Source organism: Acidithiobacillus sp. HP-11, assembly GCF_015100075.1.
In the GTDB taxonomy this organism is placed as follows: Bacteria; Pseudomonadota; Gammaproteobacteria; order Acidithiobacillales; family Acidithiobacillaceae; genus Acidithiobacillus; species Acidithiobacillus thiooxidans.
In genome coordinates this window covers 22,870-43,508 of sequence record NZ_JACKYY010000016.1, presented here as the reverse complement: position 1 = coordinate 43,508, position 20,639 = coordinate 22,870, and the positions used below count along the sequence as shown (strand labels likewise).

Genomic DNA, 20,639 nt, shown 5'->3' with positions numbered 1-20,639 from the left:
ATGATGTCTGGTGTATCCGTATGTTTAAACCCTATATCGCACTTTACAAATATAGGGAAAATATTTCCATGGCCACAGAAAGTTTAGCGCCCTCAGCCGATACACTCTCCGTTACAGTACGTCGGACACATTCTCAACATGGTCAGGTTCGTGCAGAAACTGCCCTATCCAGTCATCGTATCAACGTCTATTTGCAGGAGATCGCTTATCATGAACTTTTGACTGCATTGGAAGAAGAACATCTGCTTAACAGAATTCAGCACAATGATCGTGAAGCCTGGCATGAATTACTCGAAATGCATTTACGATTGGTGTTACGTATTGCACGGAGCTATCACGATCAAACACCGCACGCTTTGATTGATTTTATTGAAGCAGGTAACCTGGCGCTGATTGACGCCGCTCGCCAGTTTGTGGTGGATGGCAATGAGCGTTTTGCCATTTATGCGACCCGACACATATGTCAGAGACTGGATTCCAGTATGTCGGTGCGCGGTCCGGCGGTAGCTTAGACCGAAAGATCAATATGGCTCGATAGTTACGCAGAGCTGGCGGGAGGGGGTGCTGTGACGGCAGATCTTTTTGAAAACTTTCTCTTGCCTGCTACGGCGGTGGAATCGCTTGAAGAAGGGGCCACGATTCTGAGGGGTTGGGCCTTAGCCGATGCCGAATCCCTGATTCATGCGGTGCAACAGGGGTTGATGCAGTCGGCACTGCGGCAGATGAGCACCCCGGGTGGAAAAACAATGTCCGTCGCCATGAGTAATTTCGGCTCATGGGGATGGGTGTCGGACAGGCAGGGTTATCGATATGTGTCCAAAGATCCAGAAAATGCGGAACCTTGGCCGGAAATTCCCGCCATTATTTTGAATTTGGCTCAAGCTGCGTCAAAAAAAGCGGGTTTTGCCGGTTTCACGCCAGATGCCTGTCTGGTGAATGTGTATGTTCCGGGAGCGCGGATGTCTTTACATCAGGATAGGGACGAGCAGGACATGGATGCGCCCATTGTTTCCATTTCTCTGGGTTTGCCAGCCACTTTTCTGTTTGGCGGTGCGCAACGCCGGGATAAGGTGAAACGTATTTTTGTAGAGCATGGTGATGTGTTGGTCTGGGGCGGTCCTGCCCGCCTGCGCTATCATGGTGTTGCTCCGATCAAGCCGGGAGAACACCCTCTCGTGGGTGCACGGCGCATTAATCTGACTTTGCGCAAGGCGCACTGAAATTGCGGATGTCGGTCTTTGCACGCTGAACGCGATTGACGTCGTCCCAACGGGAATTGTTTTGCTTATTCCGCAGGAATAACATGAGCCCTCGTGTTCCGGTAGCCAACAATAGGAGTGCTCGTGAGCGTAGAAAATTCCGACGGAAAAGAACTGAGAAGTGTGGCATTGGCCATTGGTACGGCGCGCACCAGATGGGGCCGCAACCTGAAAATCATCACCTTTTTTATTACTTTTGTGTTGACCCTGCTCATCCCTATGGGGGTCATCGTCATTTATTACCTATGGAAGCATGGCGCGCAGATTGTCAGTGAAAGGGAAGCGTTGACAGTTTCCGCATCCGTTCTCGACTACGGCAACAGCACCGGCGAAGAATAAGCCGAGGCTGGAGCAGGCGGTGGCAAAAGAACGGTCGGCGGACGATTGCTCGGGGGGCGGATAGGTCTGGGTGGAGGCCGCCGCCAATGGGGTGGACGACCGGGTCGATACGGTGGAAAAGGCGCAGGGCCGATATAGGCCGGTATGTAAACATGGTGCTCGGGCTCCGGGGGCGGTCGCAGGCTGTTTTGATAGTTATTCAGTGCCGCCAGGAGATTCAAGCGTTCTATGGCTGTCAGGGTTTTATCGCTGGCTGCTGAAGATGGGGTTACAGTTGCTGCCTTTTGCGGAGTTTGCAGATGCGCTACGGGCGGTGGTGCCGGAGGAATGGGTGGCAGAGACTGCAGCTTTGATGCGTTTGGTGGTGGCTGATCACCATAGCTGACGGTGCCATTGGGAGACACCCAACGGTAAATGGCTGCCTGGGCAGGTAACAACGCGTTACCTGCAGATAAAATAAAAACGGCAGCCAAAACCCGACAGGCACGGCTGCAATGAAGCAAAAAACCTTTCAGTAAATGCTGGTCCATGGTTATTGTTATTACTTAAAAGGCCGGACATTGTAAAGTTTTCGCCAATAGGAGTCCGGTGAACTCTGGCATAAGGCCGTGACAGGCTATTCCGGCTTTCCCCAGGCATTTTCAGGCAACCGGGCATATTGTCCGGTAAACTTTTCCGGTTCCATGCTGAAGGAAACAGGGGTTGTGTCGCCGGGTTGGTAACGAACAATCCAGAAGTAGTCGAAGGTTTTCTTGGGCCAGGTTTGCGGTACATTCTTGAATTTGTTGAGATGCAGCAATTGCCGGAAAGTGATCTGTTGCCCAGGAAACTGGGCTTCCAGCTTGGCATTGGCAATATGTTTATGTTCCCACATGATGACCACAACCTTCTGATCATAGGCGGGATTGGTCATGATGTCGTGAACGGCTTCCCGGGTGCGGAGATTTTCCTGCACCATTTTCTGATGTTTGCTCAGACCTGGTTCCGGAACGACCGTAAAGGCCGTCACCGGAAGCCCCCAACTCTGCGCTGTCGGTGTCATGGTTTCAATGGTATGCAGGGTGATGGCGATGAGGGCGGCGGGCTTTTCGTGTGCTGGCAGCAGGCTATGGGTTGCGTTTTTTCCCAGATACTGCCGGGCGAGGGCCGCTGCGCGGGCCTGACCCACGGGTGACAGGGCGTAGGGGTTCATTTTTTCGCCATGGCGCAGCAGGATGATTTCAGCCGGTGTGGCAGAAGCTACGAGGGGCAGGCAGACGCCACCTAAAGCAGCAATCAGCAGGGTGGTAATAAGCTTGAGGTTGTTCATGTCTGGACTCCAGTACGAGTAATAGTGGCAACACGATAAAATTTAACGACGCAGCAGCAGTCCCCGGGCTACTCCCAGGATGAGTGCCGAACTGAGCACGCCAATGACCGACATGGCCATGCCATCACCAATGACGCCTTGCCGGAAATTGGCATAAATGTAAGTGGAAATCACCTGTACCCCCGCAGGCTGCAGCATCAACGAGGCCACCAGTTCGCGCATGGACAGGGCAAATACTACGGTCGCACCCCCAATCAGCATCGGCCAGGCGATGGGAATATGCACTTTCAGGAAAGTTCGCAAGGGCCCACTACCATGTACCCGGCTGGCGTTATCCAAAAGCGGCGGTATTTGCGCCAGCCCGGCGCGGGCATAGCGCATGGCAAAAGGAAAGGTGGTGGTGGCATAGGCAACGCCGAGAATGGCGGTAGTGCCGAAGACGGGCAGGTGGTTCCATGGCGCATTCCAGAAAAGGATCATGCCCACGGCCAGGACAACGCCGGGTATGGCCATGGGCAGGGTGGCCAGCAAATCCAGAAAAGTAGCAAAACGACCACTACGGCGGACAATATTGGCCGTCAGCAGGGCGGCCACCATGGTACCAAAAGCCACCAGGGCGGCGAGTTCCAGGCTGGTTTCAAGGGCTCCGAACGCACTGGATTGATGAGAGAGAATATGATGGTAGTGATGCCAGGTGAAATTGCTGAATTTCAGTCCTACCGTAATGGCTTTCTCAAAAGACACCGCCAGCACCGCCCCGATGGGTAACAACATGGCAATCAAAACAAAAGCGGCTAGAGGAAGCATTGACCACCAGCGGCTTGGGTAGTGAAGCTGGTGGATTTGTCCACGATTTTCGTTGGCCAGGGGACGATAAAAAAACCAGGCGACAATGCCCAGGGTACACAATACCAGGCCGATGGCGGAGGCGCGTGGCAAATTGACGGGCCAGACATTGGTGGCGGCCTCAATGCTGGTGCTGAGCACAGTAACTCCGGCATAGCCACTCAGCAAGGCAGGCACACCAAATTCTGCTGAAGTATCCAGGAAAACCAGTAAACCTGCAGCGGCCAATGCGGGCAAAACCAGGGGCAAAACGCCGACGCGAAAGGCCCGCCACAGTCCTGCCCCATGTACACGGGCTGCCTGAATCAGGCGAAAATCCCCATTTTGTAAGGCTGCACGCAGAATAATGTACACCAGCGGGGTGAGATGCAGGGCCATTACCGCAGCCATTCCCGCCAACGAGTACAAAAAATTTTCCAGGGGCGTTCCGAGACCATGGATGAGTTGTTCAATGAGTCCTACCGGACCAACCAGCAAGGTCCAGGCCTCGGCAGTCAGGTAAGGTGGTATTAAAAAGGGGATAAGAATCAGCCCTTCCCAAACCAAGCTGAATTTGGGCGGGGCGTAAAACATCAACAAGGCCAGAATCAGCCCGATGGGCAGCGCAAAAACCACCGCCAGAGCAGCCATGCCTGCGGTGCCCAGCAGGGCGTGGATAAAGTGCTGGTCTACTCCCAACTGCAGCAGAGCCATGCCATGATGATGGCTGGCGTCGGGCTGCAGCGCCTCGAAAACGATGGTGGCCAGCGGTGCGAGAACCAGCAGGCCAAGGATGCCAAAAACCAGCAGCCGATTCAGGCTGCGTCCCATCATTGACCGAGAATGTCCTTGCGGAATTTGGCCAGCACGCTGGCGCGGGTTGCGGCGACCTGATCCCAGTTGACCTGCATGACCGGATAAGTACCGAGCTTGGCCAGAGCAGGTTTGGCGGCAACGCCATTCAGGGAAGGATAGAGATTATATTTGGCGACGAGTTTTTGTCCGGCAGGGGACATGGTGAAATTGACAAACTGTTCGGCCAGCTTTTTATCCGGCGCCGACTGCATGATCATGATGGGGCGGGGAATCAGCATGGTGCCTTCTTTCGGGTAAATCAGCTGAATGGAGTTGCCCTGTACCTTGGCCTGCACGGCGGCATGCCCAACGCACTCCACCATCCCACTGCGTTCACCGGAAAGTACCGGCATCAGTGCGGTATGATTAGTCCCCGGCCAGACGGTGCCATTGGCTTTCAGGTCGGAAAAATATTGCCAGGCCTTGTTGCCGTATTTATCCACAAAGGCAATGACAAAATCCGAAGCCGTGCCCGAGAGCAGCGGGTTGGGCGCGGTGAGGTGATTTTTCCAGACGGGAGCGGTCAGATCAAACCAGCTGGTAGGCATGCTCGCGCCCTTGGGCAAGGCTTTGGTGTTCATGACCATGGAAACCGTATCGGCACCATAGGGCAGGAAGGGTCCTTTGAGCTGCATGGCCGGGAAAAGATTTTTGTCGATGCTTTCAGGTTGATAGTCATAAACCATCTTGTCTTTGGCGAGTTCCAGGCCGGCTGTCCAGTCGGCGACCATGACCACATCGGCATGCGGATGGTCAGCTTCGGCCGCAAGGCGGGCCATGACTTTTCCGGTGCTGGATGTCCACACGGCGACGTGATCACCGGTTTTTTTGCTGAATGCGCGCGCCAGAGCCTTGGCTAAAGAAGCTGGCGCAGCACTGTACAAAGTCAGCGTGGCGGCAGAAGCAGTGCCTGCAAATGCCAGACTCATGATGGCCAAGGTAACTTGTTTGACTACGGGTTTCATAGGGTTTTCTCCTGAGTTGCGGAAGTTTCGGCAGGAATGCACCAGCCGTGATTTGGGTAAATTTGCCAGTGGCGCGGACCCAGACTGCTTTGCTGGGAGTAGCTCAATAATTCGTGCTGGCCGAAAGCCTGCAAATGCACCAGATAGCGACCATCACTCCAATGGGAATGAATGGCTTCGCCAGCAAATGCGGCTTCCGGGCCGTCGCAGTCAATGTCTCCGGGGCGCAGCAGCAAAAGACCAGGTTTGCCTTCACGTAGTGTATCGGCCCCGGGTACCCATATTTTCTGGCCATTTGCCAACGCGACTTCGGCTTTACCGCCCTGATATTGAATAATCTTTACGGGTAGGCTCCGGACGGAGCCGCTGAGTCGAGCTACATTTTCACTAGCCGGGAAACGGAACAGTTTCTCCGGTTGATCCCATTGTTCCAGATGACCGCTGTGGAGAACGCCGACATGTTGGCCCAGATAAAAGGCTTCGCTGGGATCATGGGTGACATGCAGGGCGGCAATGCCTTCTTCACGAAACAGGGTACGGAGAAAGTAGCGGATTTCTTCGCGAACCCCCTGATCTACGGCGGATAAGGGTTCATCCAGTAAGACCAGACGCGGACGGGCGATGATGGCGCGGGCAATGGCGACCCGCTGCCGTTGCCCACCCGATAATTCGTGGGGTTTGCGCTTTGCTGCCGTAGCAGGAATGTTCATTTTTTCCAGCAGCAGCATGGCCCGCTCGCGATCTACCGGAAGCCCCTGAGCGCGCAGGGGAAAAAGAACATTATCAATGACCCGGAGGTGGGGCCAGAGCGCCGCATCCTGAAAAACCATACCAATGCCGCGTTTTTCGGGAGGAATCTGTATGCCCCCGGCGGTGAATACATGCTGACCGCGCAGGCGAATACTGCCAGCCCGGGGCTTGATGAGTCCAGCAATGGCCGCCAGCAAGGTGCTCTTGCCTGATCCTGATTCACCCAGCAGGCAGGCGTAACGACCATCTTCAAGATCCATCTGGACGTTACTCAATACTGTCTGGGCGCCAAAGCGCACATTCAGTCCCTGCACCGAAAGCGCCGGTTCGTTGGGCACAGCCGCGATTGCCGGCCGGTTTTTTACCTGCAGTTCAGCAACCATGGAACGTTAGTAGATGTGTAGTTTGTTTAATTACAAGGGTATTCATCATTGTACGGCTACAATCAGCTTGTTTCGAGGCATGACAATTATCTCCATCTATTTATGGAGCGTAGTGTACGCCTCGAATGTGACAGTTTTATGACAACGGGTGCTAGGAAGAGGATTCTCCTGAACGCTGGTCGGTCAGAGGCCGGGAATGCTGGTCAAGCCGCCATAGACACCCAGCCCGGCAGACAGAATGACCACAAAAAGAACCAGCCAAAGGTATGGGCCACGCAGGCGATGCTCAGCGGGGAGTGCTTTCATTGCCAGAGCGACCAGGAAACCAAGAACCAGGGGCAGCAGCAGGGCGTTCATGACTTCCACACCAATATCCAGGCTGACCAGGTCGGGAATGCTGATCACGGCCACGGCACCGGCGATGATGATGGCGGTATATATTCCGTAAAACCAGGGGGCGTCTTTGGGGTGGTGTTCGAGGGAGTGGCGGAATCCGGTGACTTCTCCCCAGCCCCAGGCTCCGGCCAGTGAGGCAACAATGGCCGCTACCATGCCGGCCCCCAGAATACCCAGGGAAAACACCAGGCGTCCCCAGGTGTCTCCCAGGTACGGGGTGATGGCCTCGGAGAGTTGATGGACGGTATTCAGGGGCGCGTTGGGATTGAGGCGGCCGATAGTGGCCGCTGTGGCAATCAGCACGGCGGCCATGATGGCCTGGGTAAGGACGGCACCAATGGCTGTATCCCAACGGGCATGCCGATAGTTCTCAGGATGGAGCCCCTTATCGGCAACGGCGGACTGCTGATAAAATACCATCCAGGGCATGATGACAGCACCGATGTTGGCGGCTACCAGCATCATGTAATTCTTATCAGTAATGGGTGCATGGGTCAGGCCGTGGAGAATATCCTGAAGATCGGGGTGAGAGACCCAGGCGATCCCGAAAAAGACCAGTTCAAACAGGCCCATGATCAGGGCAATGCGCTCTACGCGCCGGTAGGAGCCGGTCCAGACAATGGTCAGTAAGGTGGCTGCGGCGAGAATGACACCCACGGCACGCGGTAATCCATATAGATGACTCACCCCTGCAACCCCCGAAAACTCGGTCAGCAGAGCACCGGTAGTGGCGATGCTCAGTCCGGCTACCGACAAATAAGCCCAGCCGGTGCCAAAGGTTTCACGAATCAGTTCACCGTGCCCCTTGCCGGTGAAAATTCCCAGGCGTACGGTGAGTTCCTGCACGATGTAGAGAATCGGCATGAGAATAAATTGCAGCAGCAGCAGTTTGAAGCCCCACTGCGCGCCACTTTGGGCGGCGGTGATAATGCTGCCGACATCAGTATCGGCGAGCATGACGACCAAGCCGGGGCCAAGTACAATCAGAAAAACAGACCAGCGGGAGTGGCGCTGAGGCATTGTGGAGTTGTTTGCAGTCATTATTAAGAATAATCCGTATTTACGTTTTTGGTTTGCGAATGATTCCTGTTTAATAGAAAGTTGTCAAGTCTTGAGAGGCGCAATGACTGGAAATTGTAGCCTGACTACCAGCCCTCCCTCTGCGGCATTCTCAAAATGTATGGTCCCGCCGTGCAAGTCCATGATGCGCTTGCAGATGCGTATTCCAATACCCGCACCGTGGCCGGTTTGACGCGGAAGTGTGCCCTGATTCATGGCCAGGAGATGCGCTGCAGAAACTCCGGAGCCGTAATCCCGCAGTTGTATTTCCGTGTGCCCGGGATGACTGAGAACCCGAATCTGCAGGCTGCCGTCGCCGTAACGGCGCGTATTGTCGAAAATAATCCGAAACACCCGCTCCAGCGCCAGGGGGCAACATCGAAAAGAATTTGCACTATCACCAGAATGATTTTCCGCAACGCTGATGTCCAGCCCATAGCGTTCCCTGGCAATTTCCTGCATTTCCTCCAGCCAGTCCCGCACGTTGACGACAACGGCTTTTTCCTGATCCCCGCTGCGCACGAGAGTCAGAAACTTGTCGATGGTTTCGTCCATCTCGTTGACATCCACACACATGGCGGATTTCTGTTCCAGAAAATCTGAATCGGGCAAGTGCAGGGTCAAAAGCAGTCGGGACAGCGGCGTCCGAAGCTCGTGGGAAATGCCCGTGAGCAGCAGGGTGCGCTCTTCATGAAGACGATGCAGATCATTGGCCATACCGGTAATGGCCTGAGTCAGGTGCTGTACTTCCAGGGGACCACCGATGGGTTGCAGGGTGTCGGGGGTATCACCAAGACCAATGCGTGGAGCTTCAGCGGCCAGGCGGGCCAGGGGGCGGTTAATCTGGCGGACAATCAGCCAGGCCCCCAGCAAGGTCACCAGCGCAATGACTCCAAGACGCATGAACATGAATCCCTGCCCACCAAAGTTCATAGGCGATACCGGCATGCCCAGCCAGGGCTGGTGAGGGCCGCCGCGTATCCACATCCAGGTAGTAGTACCCTCATCCAAACCTACGCGGAGTCTGGCCCCCGGTACCTGCTGCTCGACATAGTGAGCGGTCTTGTCCATGAAGTACTTATCTGGAATTTTGCCCGGTTTGGCACTGGCAGGTCGCCATTGCAGGTTTCCGTTGGGGGCATATTGTGCCCCGCTACTGATCAGTGCGTGGTCGGTTTGCAGCAGAAACTCGGCAAAGCGTTCGGCGGCTGGATTCATCACATACTGATGAAAAAGAACGTAAACAGCGGCTTGGGTGCCAAGCAGCAGCAGGCCGAGTAGCAGCAGGGTCCGCCCCAGTGTACTGCGGGGCCAAAATGTACGGATGTTCAGGGTTCGGCCACGAAGAGGTAGCCGTGTCCCCAGACCGTACGAATGTGCCGGGGGCGACCAGGGCCTTTGTCGAGCAGGCGGCGGAGCCGCGATATCTGCATATCGATACTGCGGTCATCGGCTTCCAGCTGGCGGCCACGTGTCAACCACATCAGTTTTTCACGGGTCAGTGCCTGTCCTTCATGCTGAATGAGGGTGGCCAGGGTTAAAAATTCAGCGCTGGTCAGGGAGATGAGCTGGTCATGAAGATGAATTTCCTGGCGACTCATGTCCACCCGAAACGGACCCTTTTCAAAACTGGCGGTGACCCCTGAGGTTCTGGGCGCACTGCCCCGGACCCGGCGCAAAATGGCCTGGATACGGGCAACCAGCTCACGGGGATGAAAGGGTTTGGCCAGATAATCGTCGGCACCCATTTCCAGGCCTAAAATCCGGTCGACTTCGTCACCCCGAGCGGTGAGCATGAGAATCGGCACGTCGTGCTGCTGGCGCAGGCGTCGGCATATCTGCAGGCCATCTTCATGGGGAAGACCCAGGTCGAGAATAATGAGATCTACCGGGTTTTCTGCAAGACTGGCTTCAATCTGGCGACCATCACCCATGCCCTGAACCACAAATCCATACCCTTTCAGGTGGGATTCCACCAGGCTGCGCAGTCGCAAGTCATCATCAATCACTAAAATTCGCGCTTTGTTTTCCATGCATTGTACTGTACTCCCCGGATGCGGATAGACCAAACGTAAATGTAACAAACGGGGTGCTCCGGAAATGAACAGACACTTTGTTACATATTGGAGCGGTGTCTGCGCACGATTGTTACAGGCCTCCCCGTTATGCTTTTCCTGAACTTCCATTGGACCTGAACAAGGATAATACATGGCACAGGAAAATGCGGCGGCCCGGCGCTGGCCGGGACCCCGAATACGCAGGCGGGGCATCGCCATATTGTTGGGCTCGGGTTTGATGATCGGTTTGGCGGGTTGTGCGGTGGGCCCCCATTGGTCCGTACCGAAGATGCGTACGCCGCCATCTTATAATGCCCATCCCGCTGCTTTGCCGGCAGACGAGCAAAAAGTCCAGTGGACGCAGCAGCAGGCGCGTTCCTGGTGGTTGTTGTTTCACTCAAAACCGCTCAACAACTATATCCAGCAGGCCATGCAGGCTAATCCGGATTTGCAGGCAGCCCATGCGGCTTTGGCAAGGCAGCAGGCGCTGATGGTGGCTGCGCAGGGGGGCTTGGCTCCACAGGTTTCGGCAAACGCGGGAATCAGTCGCGCGCGGGCCTTGCGGACAGGTGCCGACGGCGGACAAAGTTACCGTATTCCGGGCAATCTCTATAGCCTTTTTCTGGGCACCATTGACGTCAGCTATAACCCGGATGTGTTTGGCCGGCAGAAAGATCTGGTCCATGCAGCCCGGGCACAGGCGGCGGTGACCAAGGCCAATCTGCATCAGAGTGAAGTGTTTCTCGCCGCAGACGTCAGTCGGGCTGTCATCAGTGGTGCCGCCGCCCGCGCCCAGTTGCATTCAGCCCGGCAGATTGCCACAGCGGATGCCCATTTGCTGAAACTGTTGCAGCAGGAATATAAACTGGGTGATCAGAATCTGCAGAATGTAGAACAGCAGGCGGCCATGACGGCCGCTGCGCGTGCCCGCATTGCCCCTCTTGCGGCAGATCTGGCGGCGGCCCGCCACGCCCTGGCGGCGTTGCTGGGGCAAACGCCGAATGTGGCCCTCAGTATTCCCGCTCTGCAAAGTCTGCATTTGCCCGCCCGCTTGCCCACGACCATTCCCTCGGCACTGGCTGAAAATCGTCCGGATATCCAGGCGGCAACAGCGGAGATCAAGGTTGCTGCTGCCCAGGCGGATGTGGCGACAGCCAATTTATATCCCCAATTCAACATTTCTGCGGAGATTGGCAAGGCAGCCATGACCGGTGGCCTGTTTTTCAACCCTGTTTCCACCCTCTGGTCAATGGGCGCTGGCTTGGCAGCGCCCATTTATAATGGTGGCAGCCTGCATGCAGAGCGGCGTGCGGCGTTGGATCAGTATCAGGTAGCCAGTGACCAGTATCGCAGCACGGTATTGAATGCCTTTAAACAGGTGGCCGATGCCTTGCGCACCCTGCAGGGTGCTGATACGGCTTACATTCAGCAAAAACAGGCACAGCAAGCTTCTGCCAGGGCCCTGCACCTGGCCGAGGCCCGATATCGGGATGGTGCTACGGACTATGCCACGGTATTGAATGCCGAAATTGCCTATCAACAGGATTCTGTCGCCGCTATTCAAGGCCGCAGTCAGCGCTATCTGGATAGCGTCGCGCTGTTTGTGGCGCTGGGTGATGGCTGGCAACCGGATCAACCAGCACCCAAAGCGCATTCTGTGCCCTCTGAAACCCCCATGGTAAACACTGCAGGAGCCCCCGCATGAAAAAGGCGTTTCTTCTCTTAGGATTGGTTGTTGTGCTGCTTTTTGGAGCCGTGTATGGCTGGTATGCATGGCGGCAGCAACGCCTGCATACCCAATTGCTTGCTGCTGCCAATCCGGCGGTGACGGTTTCTGCTGTAAAAGTCAAAACCCGCAATATAGCGGGTGAATTGACCGCCGTTGGCGAGGTGGTGCCGCAGCAGGGCGCAGCACTTGGCCCGCAAGTCGGTGGGGTTATTCAGAAACTGTATTTTCACTCGGGACAAACGGTGCGCAAGGGGCAGTTGCTCCTCGCCCTGGATCCGGGTGCCTTGCCGGGACAGTTGCAGGCAGCTCAGGCTCATGCCCGGCTGGCTTTGGTCGATTATCGACGCGCCCAAAAGGTTTATGCCATTCACGGTATATCTACCGCCGCACTGGACAAGGCGCAATACGATGCCGAGGCCGCTCAGGGAGAAGTTTCAGCATTGCAGGAGTCGCTGGCCGACACTCAACTCCGCGCGCCATTTTCGGGAGTGCTCAGTCTGCGCACCGTCAATACCGGTGAATTTATTCATGCGGGAACCGCTGTGGTGCATCTGGAGAATCTGCAGCATTTGTATGTTGATTTCACCGTTCCGCAACGCGATGCCCAGATCCTGCACAAAGGTGCGCCGGTGCAGGTAGATATTCACAATGGCGACGCAGTTCGGCACTACAGCGCTTCTGTACAGGCGATTTCCAGTCATGTGCATGCGGATAATCGTGCCCTCAGTGTAAGAGCCTTGCTCCAGACCGAACCGGGGTTGAAGCCGGGTATGTTTGTGCGTGTGATTCTGGAGAAAGAGGCGCCCAAAGCAGCGCTGCTGATTCCCACTGTTGCGGTGAGCTTCAATACCTATGGTGATTTTGTTTATGTGCTGAGTCCCGGGCCGGACCATCGGCTGATCGCCCGCGAACAAAAAGTGCTCACCGGCATGCAGAAGGGCCAGGATACGGTGATTCGTTCCGGACTCAAGGTCGGGGATACGGTGGTCACAGCCGGGCAGGTGAAGCTGCACAGTGGCGACTCCGTGCAGATCAATAATGCTGTGCATCTATAGGGACGAAGACCAACATGCATTTTACCGAACCATTTATCCGTCGCCCGATTTTGGCCATTTCCCTGAGCCTGGTACTGTTTTTCTTTGGCCTGCGCTCCCTGGGGCTGATGCCCATCACCGAATATCCGCCTACTGATAGTTCGATGATCACGGTCACGACCCACTATTTCGGGGCCACCCCCAAAACCGTCAACGCCTTTATCACCGCCCCTCTGGAAAAGGCGGTGGGTCAGGCCCCAGGCATAAACTATATGACGGCGGTCAGTGAAGACGGTATTTCCATTCTGACCCTGTATATGCGGATGGGGGAAAACCCCAATGCCGCCCTGTCGCAGGTGCAAAGCAAGGTCAATACGGTCCTGAATCAGCTGCCCAAGGGGGTCATGCAACCGGTGGTTCAGGAAATGTCTGGTTCAGGGGCTTATCTGATGCTGTTGAGTTACCACGGTAAGGGCTTTAATCAGCAGCAGATTACCGATTATCTGACCCGCGTCGTGCAGCCCGCCATTCAATCGGTTCCAGGCGTGGGTCTGACTGCCATTCTGCCTCCGGGTACCGGGCCTAACGGTAATACTTACGCCATGCGGGTCTGGCTGAATCCGCAGGAAATGGCGGTATTGGGAGTGACCCCGGCGCAGGTCAGCGATGCGCTCAAGAAAAATGACTTTGTCGCGGCGGTAGGGCGGTTGCGCGGCGAATATACGGCAGTATCCCTCAGTGCCAATACCGCCCTGCATAGTGCGGCAGAATTCCGCAATCTGGTAGTGGCGACGGTGCACGGCGTACCCATCCATCTGGAGCAGGTCGCCAAGGTCTCTTTGGGCGCTCAGACTTATGATTCATCCGTCATGGTGGATGGACAGCCGGCTGTCAATATCGGTATTCAGCAGGCCCCCGGCAGTAACGCCCTGCAGGTCGCCCAGGGTATTCACAAAGTCATGACCCAGTTGAAGACGACCATGCCTCCGGGAATGCAGGGGTACACCATTTATAATGGGGCCCAGTTTGTCAAAAGCTCCCTGCAGGAAGTAGAAATCAATATTGGCCTGGCACTACTGGTGGTCATTCTGGTCATCTATTTGTTCATGGGTTCCTGGCGCGCGCTGATTGTTCCGGCACTGGCGATTCCTGTGGCCATGGTGGGAGCCCTCACCATACTGCATGCTCTGGGATATACCCTCAATTTGCTGACCCTGTTGGCGATGGTGCTGGCTATTGGTCTGGTGGTGGACGACGCGATTATTGTGGTGGAAAACGTTCATCGTCATATTGAACATGGGGCAACTCCTTTACATGCGGCACTGCTCAGTGCCAAAGAACTGGCCAGCCCGATTCTGGTGATGGCCACGACGCTGGTGGCCGTATTTGCCCCCATGGCCTTTATTGGCGGGTTGGTGGGCCACTTATTCAGCGAATTTGCTTTTACCATTGTGGCCACGGTGCTGTTGTCCATGATTGCCGCGCTGACCCTGGCACCTATGTTGGCTTCACGAGTTTTGAAAGCGGGACAGGAGGGCCGGGTCTCCCATTTGGTGGATCATGTATTTGGACGCTTGAAGGCCTTTTACGGACGCCTTCTTTTCGCGAGTTTGCGGGTTTGGCCGGCCACCGTGGCTTTGGCGCTGGTATTGACGGGAGGCATCTATTTTCTTTTCAGCATCAGCCAGAGTGAGCTGGCACCGCCGGCGAATCAGGGCATTGTTTATGTGAACGGCGTTGCCCAGCCCACGGCGACGCTGGAATACATGAATGCTTATGATCACTATCTGACGAATACGGTTTTCGACAAAATTGCCAGCCGCAGTCATAGCTTTGCGGTCAACGGGGTGGGTATTGGCGGCATGCTGTTAAATAATGAAGTGATGGCGGGTGTGGTTCTGAAGCCCGAGCGCGGCGCTGTGACTACGCAACAGGTCAAAACCAAGGTGCAGAAGCTGGCCGGGCAGGTACCCGGTATGAAACTGTCCGCTTTTGGCTTGCCGCCACTCCCCGGGGCAGCGGTCGGCTTGCCGGTGCAGTTCGTATTGACCAGTACGGGAGGCTCCTATCATCAACTGGATGGCATTTCTGCCAAACTGGTTCAGGAAGCCAAAGCCAGCGGCCTTTTTTCTTTTGTCTGCAAAAATCTGAAGTACAACAATCAGATTCAGCAGGTGGTCATTAATCGGCAAATGGCTGCATCGTTTGGACTCAGCATGGCCGATATCGGACAAAATCTGGAGACGCTATTGGGTGGCAACTACGTCAACTACTTCGATATGGACGGTTTGAGCTATCGGGTAGTGCCACAAGTACCACCTGCGTTGCGGGCCAACCCCGATTTTCTCAAGGCCTATACCATTAAAACGCCTTCCGGCGCCGAGATTCCTCTATCCACTTTTGTGTCCCTGAAGTCGGAATCGGCACCGACTTTTTTACCGCAGTTTCAGCAGTTGCCGGCGGTATTTATTCAGGCCAACCCGGCCCCTGGCGTGTCATTGGGACAAGCGCTGCAGTTTTTGCAATCTCATGCGCAAAAAATTCTTCCCGGTGGTGATCAGATCCATTATGCCGGTGTATCCCGCCAGTATGTGCATCAGGGTAATGCGCTGGCGATCACTTTTGCCTTTGCCCTGTTGATGGTGTTGCTCCTGCTCGCGGCACAGTTCAACAGTTTCCGGGATGCTCTGGTGGTGCTCACGGCTGTTCCGGTGGCTCTGTTTGGGGCGTTGTTGCCCATCAGTCTCGGCGCTTCCAGTGTCAATATTTACTCGGAAGTAGGAATGGTCATGCTGATTGGTCTGATTGCCAAGCAGGGGATTCTGATTGTGCAATTTGCCCGGGTCATGCAGGAAGAAAAGCAACTGGACAAACGCCATGCCGTCGTGGAAGCAGCCACTTTACGGCTACGTCCCATTTTGATGACGGTGGCCGCCATGATTGCCGGAGCCGTGCCCCTGCTTTTTGCCAGTGGGGGTAATGCCGATGCCCGATTCTCCATGGGTCTGGTCATTGTCAGTGGTCTGGGCTTTGGGTCCCTGGTGTCCCTGTTTGTGATTCCGGCCTTTTATCTGTGGTTTGGGCGATCGGTGCATCACCATGCGTTAAAGGCGGGGTCTTGAGTCATGGCATTTGTCAACCCAGCGCCAATGAAATGGCTATTGTCCGGTTTCAGGGGCAGCACGTAGCGGCTATTACAGCCAAGTTAATACTTGAAACGTCTGTAATTAACTGCCAGGTCATGAATGGGCAAATTCAAGCAATATTTTTTGGCGTAATTTTCTGGCTGTCATGGGTGTTACGAGATTGCTTTTGTGATTTTCGTAATGTCCCATGACCGAAACAATATCCCCATAGTGTAACAGGGCGTAAACCTTGCGTGCGTTTTTGTAGGGCTCCTCCACGCAACCCGCACTTTGAGGCCAGCCGTAGCCTTTGCGCGGATAAAAGTGAATGGCGCGGCCATCGTAAAAGTAATTTACGAAATGCACATTGGGCGCGGTATAATGTTGCCAGCGGACATGATATCCATGATAAATACTTCGGTCTGAGGCAGGGAGTAAATGGTATTGCTGGGGGCTGACCGCAATAGGGAATTTACCGGTCATGGTAGTTTTGGCAAGGCGCTGATAAATTGGCCAGCTACCATCCGGGGTGGAGTGCATGACCCCGGTGTTGACGACTGTCCGGTAAATCCATTGTCCTTTTCCCTGGGGATCGGGTGGCACCTGCCAGATCTGCAAGTGCTCCGGGTGCGTGCTCTTGTCCACCTTAATCCATTGAAATGGAAAACGATTTTTTGGGATTGGCGCGCGCAGGGCTGAGAGGACTTCCGGTGTGACCCGCCCGCGTGAAATGCCCCGGCGATTGAGCAAGTGATCTGCGCGTTCAAACTGGATCAGACCGCTACGAAAAGCGGGATTATAGGGCGAATAACCCCAGTTGTTGGAAATTTTTTGCAGGGCCCGGGGCACGGGAATATTCCATGCGGCGACTGTATGCATGCCCCCATAACGACCCATATACGTGCCATAAACCAGGTGTACGTATCCAGTAAGGGCGAGAATTTGCCAGACTTGTTGCCAATCTTGCGGGTTTTGTGTGCGGATAATGGTGTTGGTGTTGGTGTTGGTGTTGGTGTTGGTGCTGGTGCTGGAATCAAAAGTATTGGCGAAGGCCGGTACATTTACTGTTAATGCGCCTGTTATGCTGGCGGCAGTTAGGATAACCCCTATTTTTGTACTAAGAAACCGGGAACGTGATTTTTGATGGTGATGGCGTATTTTCATATGGATATTCGACACGTCTGGATGATTTTAGTTCTCTGACTCCGGTTCAAGCATGGTGTTTTTGATGATTTTTAATAACTTTTGGCAACGATTAATTTCGGCATCCATAATGGCAATTTGATCGTCCACTTCCGTGCGTGTACTAATATTGATGGAGTGGAGCACTTCCGCACATTGCTCTTCGACAATATCCAGCCGCTTTTCCAGTATATTCAGAACATCAAGCAGTGTGGGATGATAATCTTTTTCTGACTTCCCACGGGTTCTTAAAGGTCTATGTTGAAATCGTTTAATCAAAATATGCTCGTGTTATAATAAGTGAACCAAACCAATGTCTTGTCTGCTAATTGCCAGCTTTTTTACTGAAGAGAAGTAGTGTTTGTAACGCATGATCTCGACAGAGAGCTCAAAGCATTGGTCCGCTATGGTTTCGACATTTTCCGACGGCATGGATTTGCGGACTTCGCCGAGGCGGTCTGCAAGCCGTCCATAACGGGACTCAATATTTTCAATAATATCCAGCGCCGTACTTAAAGAATTTTCATCATATTCCGTAGACATTTTTCACCTCGCTTGAAAAGGGCGATGTTCTGTTTCAGAACATCGCCGATACGCTTTTAGTGCGCTCCGTAGGCCATCTTTTTACTGAAGCGACCACGGAACACCCAAATCTGATACCAGTTGTACATGATCATGATGGGGAAGAAGCCCGTCATGAACAGGGTGAATACGGCAATGGAATCTGCCGGATTGGCCGCCTGCACAATGGTCCAGGTATCGGGTACCACGTAGGGGAAAATGGTCGCCCACATGGCCGCCCACAACAAGGCAACCACGCCAATACCCCACATCATCGCGCTGAAGTCCTTGCGTACGGAGTGATTGGTGGAGGACTTGAAGGCGAAAATGAGCACGATAATGAACCAGATCAACCAGATCCACCAATCCGAACCGGTCCACTTGGCTGCTGCCCAGGGGAAGAGTGCGTAAGACCAGACCAGTGTAATGACAATAGCAGCCAGAGCCAGTAAGGAAACAACATTCGTCCATTTACGAGCCCGTTCATGAATGGGATCACCGGGAATGAAGCGGGCACACAAATACAGCCCTCCGGCAAGACTGGCGGCAATGACTGCACCAACCCCCGTCCAGATGGAAAAAGGCGTCAAAAAGTCGAGGATGCCACCCGAAAAATGCATGATAGGGGTGGTATAATCTTGCATAGCAACACCATGGGCCGTTAACGCACCTTGCATTGCCAAACCGGACTTCATGGGAAAGCCCTGCAATGTAGCGCCCAGGGCAACACCCGCAAAGAAGGTGGGAAACAAACTGCCGACAGCAAAAGCCCAACCCCAAAAGCGTTTGCTTTTCTTGGCATGAATATGAAATTCAAAGGCCACTGCCCGGGCAATAATGCCCCAGAGCGCAAACATCAAAGGAATCATCAGGTAGTTGAAAGCCGAACCGTAAACCAGTGGAAAGGCGCCGAAAAGCACGCCACCCGCCACGACCAGCCAACTTTCATTGCCGTCCCACATGCCGGCCATGGATGCCATAATGGCGCCACGTTCTTCTTCGTCTTTTGAAAACAGAGCGAAAATGCCAGAACCAAGGTCCGTACCGTCCGTGGCAATGTACAGAAAAAAAGCGAGAGAAAGGAGCAGCCACCACCAGGTCGTCAATGTCCCGGCGATGCGTCCTATTGATAAAAGATCCATAAATGACTCCAGTAGCTTGTGCGGGGAGCTCTGCTCCCCGTCATGATTTTGAGAACGTCAGAAAGCGCTGATCAGCGATCCGAACGCAACATGGGCTTGCTGGCGAAGGTCGGCGTCACATGACCGCCACCGGCTTTAACGTCTGCAGCATCCGCATGATCATGATCAAACAGCGTGCTGGAGTCTGGAATTCCATCCACCCCTTTCTTGATGACGCGCGTAAAGAAGTACCAGGAACCTGCCCACACAGTGAGTTCGAAAATGATGTAACCCACCCACCAGATGATTTCCATGGCGACCGGCATATGGCTGGTTCCCTGATAAGTCCGCATCAGACCGTTTACTACCCAGGGTTGCCGACCGACTTCACGGGTCCACCAACCACACCAGATGGCCAGGTAAGGCAGGAATGCCGAGAACACCAGAGCCCGCAGAAACCACGGACGCTTCCGCAATTCTGTAGCATTGAGCTTGCCACGCAGGCGCAACCAGTTACCCCAGATGGCAATAAAGAAGAGGAAGAAGCCGATGGCTACCATGACCCGGAAAGAGTAGAACGGTACCCAGACATCGGGGCGATCTTTGGCCGGGAAGCTGTCCATACCGGTAACCTTACCATTCAAGGTGTGGGTTTCGAGCAGACTCAGTACATGCGGAATAGTGATGGCAAAGACGTTGCCGTCATTTTTGGCGTTGGGAATGGCAATCAGATGCCAGCCGGTGTTTACCTTGCCGTTGGGCAAATAGGTGTGATAGTGGCCTTCCATAGCCGCCAATGAAGTCGGCTGTGTTTGTGCGACTACACGACCCACGCTGTCACCAATGAATATCTGCAAAGGCGTCACAATGATCAGCGCCAACAGTGCGGGTTTGAGCAGTTTGGTAAACAGGTCCGCATTACGGTTTTTCAGGATGAAAAATCCGCTGAGTCCAACCAGTACAAATAATGCCAATTCCACAGTGGCCACCCACATGTGCGGAAAGCCCCACTGGAAATTGTCATTGAGAATGGCATTCCACCAGTTGGTCACCTGGAACAGTCCATTTTTCAGGACAACACCGTCCGGCGTCTGCATCCAGGAGTTGGCCACCAGAATCCACATGGCCGACAAGCTGGAAGAAAGGCCCACATTGAAGGTTGAAAACAAATGCATACCTTTGCTGACTTTGCCCCAACCAAACACCATCAGGCCGATGAAGCCGGCCTCATACATAAAGGCGGTAATGGTTTCAAAGCCAAGGATGTTCCCGAAGAAGGGGCCGACGGCCTGAGAGAAAGGGCCATAAAGAATACCAAAGGCCATTTCCATGGTAACGCCGGTGGCGACACCGGCGCCGAAATTGATGATGAAGATTTTTTCGACAAAGCGATTGAGTTTGTACCACCGCTCATTGCCGGTACGAAGCCAGGCGACTTCCATGATGAAGAGCAGCCAGGACATGCCGATCGTCAGAGGCGTCCAGAGAATATGCATGGAAGTAATCCAGGCGAAATCCAGACGGCTGAGCAAGATCGGGAGAGAGTTTTCAATGATCATAACTTCCGTCCCCCATAAATTTTGTGAATAAGAAAGGTTTTGTTGCACCTCTACTCTTGCAAGGCTTATGCCAATATTACTAATTACTGTAATGCTTTGATTTGTGTTCGGCCGGTCGGATGTTTGCAGCA

19 protein-coding genes are annotated in these 20,639 nt (G+C 54.3%); 6 read left to right on the top strand and 13 right to left on the bottom strand.

The features are described 5' to 3' along the window. Nucleotides 1-68 precede the first annotated feature (68 nt). From H7F08_RS06690 to H7F08_RS06680, 3 genes are all read left to right on the top strand, one after another. A complete protein-coding gene (locus H7F08_RS06690) occupies nucleotides 69-512 on the top strand; it encodes a sigma factor (protein ID WP_193640162.1) in 444 nt (147 codons plus the stop codon). A 54-nt stretch (nucleotides 513-566) separates the two neighbouring features. Continuing rightward, nucleotides 567-1,220 carry a DNA oxidative demethylase AlkB gene (gene alkB / locus H7F08_RS06685; RefSeq protein ID WP_193640161.1) on the top strand — a complete coding sequence of 218 codons (654 nt, stop codon included), beginning with the start codon at nucleotides 567-569 and terminating at the stop codon, nucleotides 1,218-1,220. Between the two features lie 123 nt (nucleotides 1,221-1,343). Further along, complete coding sequence (locus H7F08_RS06680) at nucleotides 1,344-1,598, top strand: hypothetical protein (RefSeq protein ID WP_024895073.1); 255 nt, start codon at nucleotides 1,344-1,346, stop codon at nucleotides 1,596-1,598. On the opposite strand, the gene H7F08_RS06675 is transcribed toward H7F08_RS06680, so the two are convergent. The 8 genes from H7F08_RS06675 to H7F08_RS06640 form a co-directional block, all read right to left on the bottom strand. Further along, nucleotides 1,571-2,128 carry a DUF4124 domain-containing protein gene (locus H7F08_RS06675; RefSeq protein WP_075323450.1) on the bottom strand — a complete coding sequence of 186 codons (558 nt, stop codon included), beginning with the start codon at nucleotides 2,126-2,128 and terminating at the stop codon, nucleotides 1,571-1,573. The genes H7F08_RS06680 and H7F08_RS06675 overlap by 28 nt on opposite strands. An 86-nt stretch (nucleotides 2,129-2,214) precedes the next feature. Further along, on the bottom strand, nucleotides 2,215-2,907 hold the full coding sequence (locus H7F08_RS06670) for a histidine phosphatase family protein (RefSeq protein WP_193640160.1): 693 nt from the start codon (nucleotides 2,905-2,907) through the stop codon (nucleotides 2,215-2,217). Nucleotides 2,908-2,949: 42 nt separating this feature from the next. Further along, nucleotides 2,950-4,566 carry an ABC transporter permease gene (locus H7F08_RS06665; protein WP_193640159.1) on the bottom strand — a complete coding sequence of 539 codons (1,617 nt, stop codon included), beginning with the start codon at nucleotides 4,564-4,566 and terminating at the stop codon, nucleotides 2,950-2,952. After that, complete coding sequence (locus H7F08_RS06660) at nucleotides 4,563-5,552, bottom strand: extracellular solute-binding protein (protein ID WP_075323448.1); 990 nt, start codon at nucleotides 5,550-5,552, stop codon at nucleotides 4,563-4,565. Before H7F08_RS06660 ends, H7F08_RS06665 begins: the two co-directional genes overlap by 4 nt. After that, nucleotides 5,549-6,640, bottom strand: coding sequence for an ABC transporter ATP-binding protein (locus H7F08_RS06655; RefSeq protein ID WP_162175886.1), 1,092 nt, complete (start codon nucleotides 6,638-6,640; stop codon nucleotides 5,549-5,551). Before H7F08_RS06655 ends, H7F08_RS06660 begins: the two co-directional genes overlap by 4 nt. Nucleotides 6,641-6,868: 228 nt before the next feature. Further along, nucleotides 6,869-8,122: an NRAMP family divalent metal transporter gene (locus tag H7F08_RS06650; RefSeq protein WP_024894581.1), complete on the bottom strand. Its 1,254-nt coding sequence runs from the start codon at nucleotides 8,120-8,122 to the stop codon at nucleotides 6,869-6,871. 63 nt (nucleotides 8,123-8,185) lie between these two features. Then, nucleotides 8,186-9,358: an ATP-binding protein gene (locus H7F08_RS06645; RefSeq protein WP_226831581.1), complete on the bottom strand. Its 1,173-nt coding sequence runs from the start codon at nucleotides 9,356-9,358 to the stop codon at nucleotides 8,186-8,188. Nucleotides 9,359-9,468: 110 nt separating this feature from the next. Then, entirely contained in the window at nucleotides 9,469-10,173 is a 705-nt protein-coding gene (locus H7F08_RS06640; RefSeq protein WP_024894579.1) for a response regulator, read from the bottom strand. 175 nt (nucleotides 10,174-10,348) lie between these two features. On the opposite strand from H7F08_RS06640, the gene H7F08_RS06635 reads away from it, so the two are divergent. The 3 genes from H7F08_RS06635 to H7F08_RS06625 are packed head-to-tail and all read left to right on the top strand — an operon-like array spanning nucleotide 10,349 to nucleotide 16,082. Further along, a complete protein-coding gene (locus H7F08_RS06635; protein WP_193640158.1) occupies nucleotides 10,349-11,902 on the top strand; it encodes an efflux transporter outer membrane subunit in 1,554 nt (517 codons plus the stop codon). Next, the gene (locus H7F08_RS06630; protein WP_010642395.1) at nucleotides 11,899-12,981 is read left to right on the top strand and encodes an efflux RND transporter periplasmic adaptor subunit; all 1,083 of its coding nucleotides are present in this window, start codon (nucleotides 11,899-11,901) and stop codon (nucleotides 12,979-12,981) included. Before H7F08_RS06635 ends, H7F08_RS06630 begins: the two co-directional genes overlap by 4 nt. Nucleotides 12,982-12,995: 14 nt before the next feature. Beyond that, entirely contained in the window at nucleotides 12,996-16,082 is a 3,087-nt protein-coding gene (locus H7F08_RS06625) for an efflux RND transporter permease subunit (protein ID WP_193640157.1), read from the top strand. Between the two features lie 117 nt (nucleotides 16,083-16,199). On the opposite strand, the gene H7F08_RS06620 is transcribed toward H7F08_RS06625, so the two are convergent. The 5 genes from H7F08_RS06620 to H7F08_RS06600 form a co-directional block, all read right to left on the bottom strand. Further along, the gene (locus tag H7F08_RS06620; protein ID WP_193640156.1) at nucleotides 16,200-17,249 is read right to left on the bottom strand and encodes a L,D-transpeptidase family protein; all 1,050 of its coding nucleotides are present in this window, start codon (nucleotides 17,247-17,249) and stop codon (nucleotides 16,200-16,202) included. A gap of 27 nt (nucleotides 17,250-17,276) precedes the next feature. Continuing rightward, nucleotides 17,277-17,546 (bottom strand): hypothetical protein, encoded by a 270-nt coding sequence (locus H7F08_RS06615; protein ID WP_065974927.1) that lies wholly within the window; start codon nucleotides 17,544-17,546, stop codon nucleotides 17,277-17,279. A 12-nt stretch (nucleotides 17,547-17,558) separates the two neighbouring features. Continuing rightward, complete coding sequence (locus tag H7F08_RS06610) at nucleotides 17,559-17,810, bottom strand: hypothetical protein (RefSeq protein ID WP_024894573.1); 252 nt, start codon at nucleotides 17,808-17,810, stop codon at nucleotides 17,559-17,561. Nucleotides 17,811-17,866: 56 nt separating this feature from the next. Continuing rightward, nucleotides 17,867-18,970 carry a cytochrome d ubiquinol oxidase subunit II gene (gene cydB, locus H7F08_RS06605; RefSeq protein WP_024894572.1) on the bottom strand — a complete coding sequence of 368 codons (1,104 nt, stop codon included), beginning with the start codon at nucleotides 18,968-18,970 and terminating at the stop codon, nucleotides 17,867-17,869. A gap of 71 nt (nucleotides 18,971-19,041) precedes the next feature. Then, on the bottom strand, nucleotides 19,042-20,508 hold the full coding sequence (locus H7F08_RS06600; protein ID WP_024894571.1) for a cytochrome ubiquinol oxidase subunit I: 1,467 nt from the start codon (nucleotides 20,506-20,508) through the stop codon (nucleotides 19,042-19,044). Nucleotides 20,509-20,639: the final 131 nt, after the last annotated feature.

What these genes read in the sequence shown, in the direction of transcription:
- H7F08_RS06690 (WP_193640162.1), top strand. Translation starts at nt 69, where the DNA reads ATGGCCACAGAAAGTTTAGCGCCCTCAGCCGATACACTCTCCGTTACA.
- H7F08_RS06675 (WP_075323450.1), bottom strand. Translation starts at nt 2,128, where the DNA reads ATGGACCAGCATTTACTGAAAGGTTTTTTGCTTCATTGCAGCCGTGCC.
- H7F08_RS06670 (WP_193640160.1), bottom strand. Translation starts at nt 2,907, where the DNA reads ATGAACAACCTCAAGCTTATTACCACCCTGCTGATTGCTGCTTTAGGT.
- H7F08_RS06665 (WP_193640159.1), bottom strand. Translation starts at nt 4,566, where the DNA reads ATGATGGGACGCAGCCTGAATCGGCTGCTGGTTTTTGGCATCCTTGGC.
- H7F08_RS06660 (WP_075323448.1), bottom strand. Translation starts at nt 5,552, where the DNA reads ATGAAACCCGTAGTCAAACAAGTTACCTTGGCCATCATGAGTCTGGCA.
- H7F08_RS06650 (WP_024894581.1), bottom strand. Translation starts at nt 8,122, where the DNA reads ATGACTGCAAACAACTCCACAATGCCTCAGCGCCACTCCCGCTGGTCT.
- H7F08_RS06645 (WP_226831581.1), bottom strand. Translation starts at nt 9,358, where the DNA reads ATGAATCCAGCCGCCGAACGCTTTGCCGAGTTTCTGCTGCAAACCGAC.
- H7F08_RS06640 (WP_024894579.1), bottom strand. Translation starts at nt 10,173, where the DNA reads ATGGAAAACAAAGCGCGAATTTTAGTGATTGATGATGACTTGCGACTG.
- H7F08_RS06635 (WP_193640158.1), top strand. Translation starts at nt 10,349, where the DNA reads ATGGCACAGGAAAATGCGGCGGCCCGGCGCTGGCCGGGACCCCGAATA.
- H7F08_RS06630 (WP_010642395.1), top strand. Translation starts at nt 11,899, where the DNA reads ATGAAAAAGGCGTTTCTTCTCTTAGGATTGGTTGTTGTGCTGCTTTTT.
- H7F08_RS06625 (WP_193640157.1), top strand. Translation starts at nt 12,996, where the DNA reads ATGCATTTTACCGAACCATTTATCCGTCGCCCGATTTTGGCCATTTCC.
- H7F08_RS06620 (WP_193640156.1), bottom strand. Translation starts at nt 17,249, where the DNA reads ATGAAAATACGCCATCACCATCAAAAATCACGTTCCCGGTTTCTTAGT.
- H7F08_RS06610 (WP_024894573.1), bottom strand. Translation starts at nt 17,810, where the DNA reads ATGTCTACGGAATATGATGAAAATTCTTTAAGTACGGCGCTGGATATT.
- cydB (WP_024894572.1), bottom strand. Translation starts at nt 18,970, where the DNA reads ATGGATCTTTTATCAATAGGACGCATCGCCGGGACATTGACGACCTGG.
- H7F08_RS06600 (WP_024894571.1), bottom strand. Translation starts at nt 20,508, where the DNA reads ATGATCATTGAAAACTCTCTCCCGATCTTGCTCAGCCGTCTGGATTTC.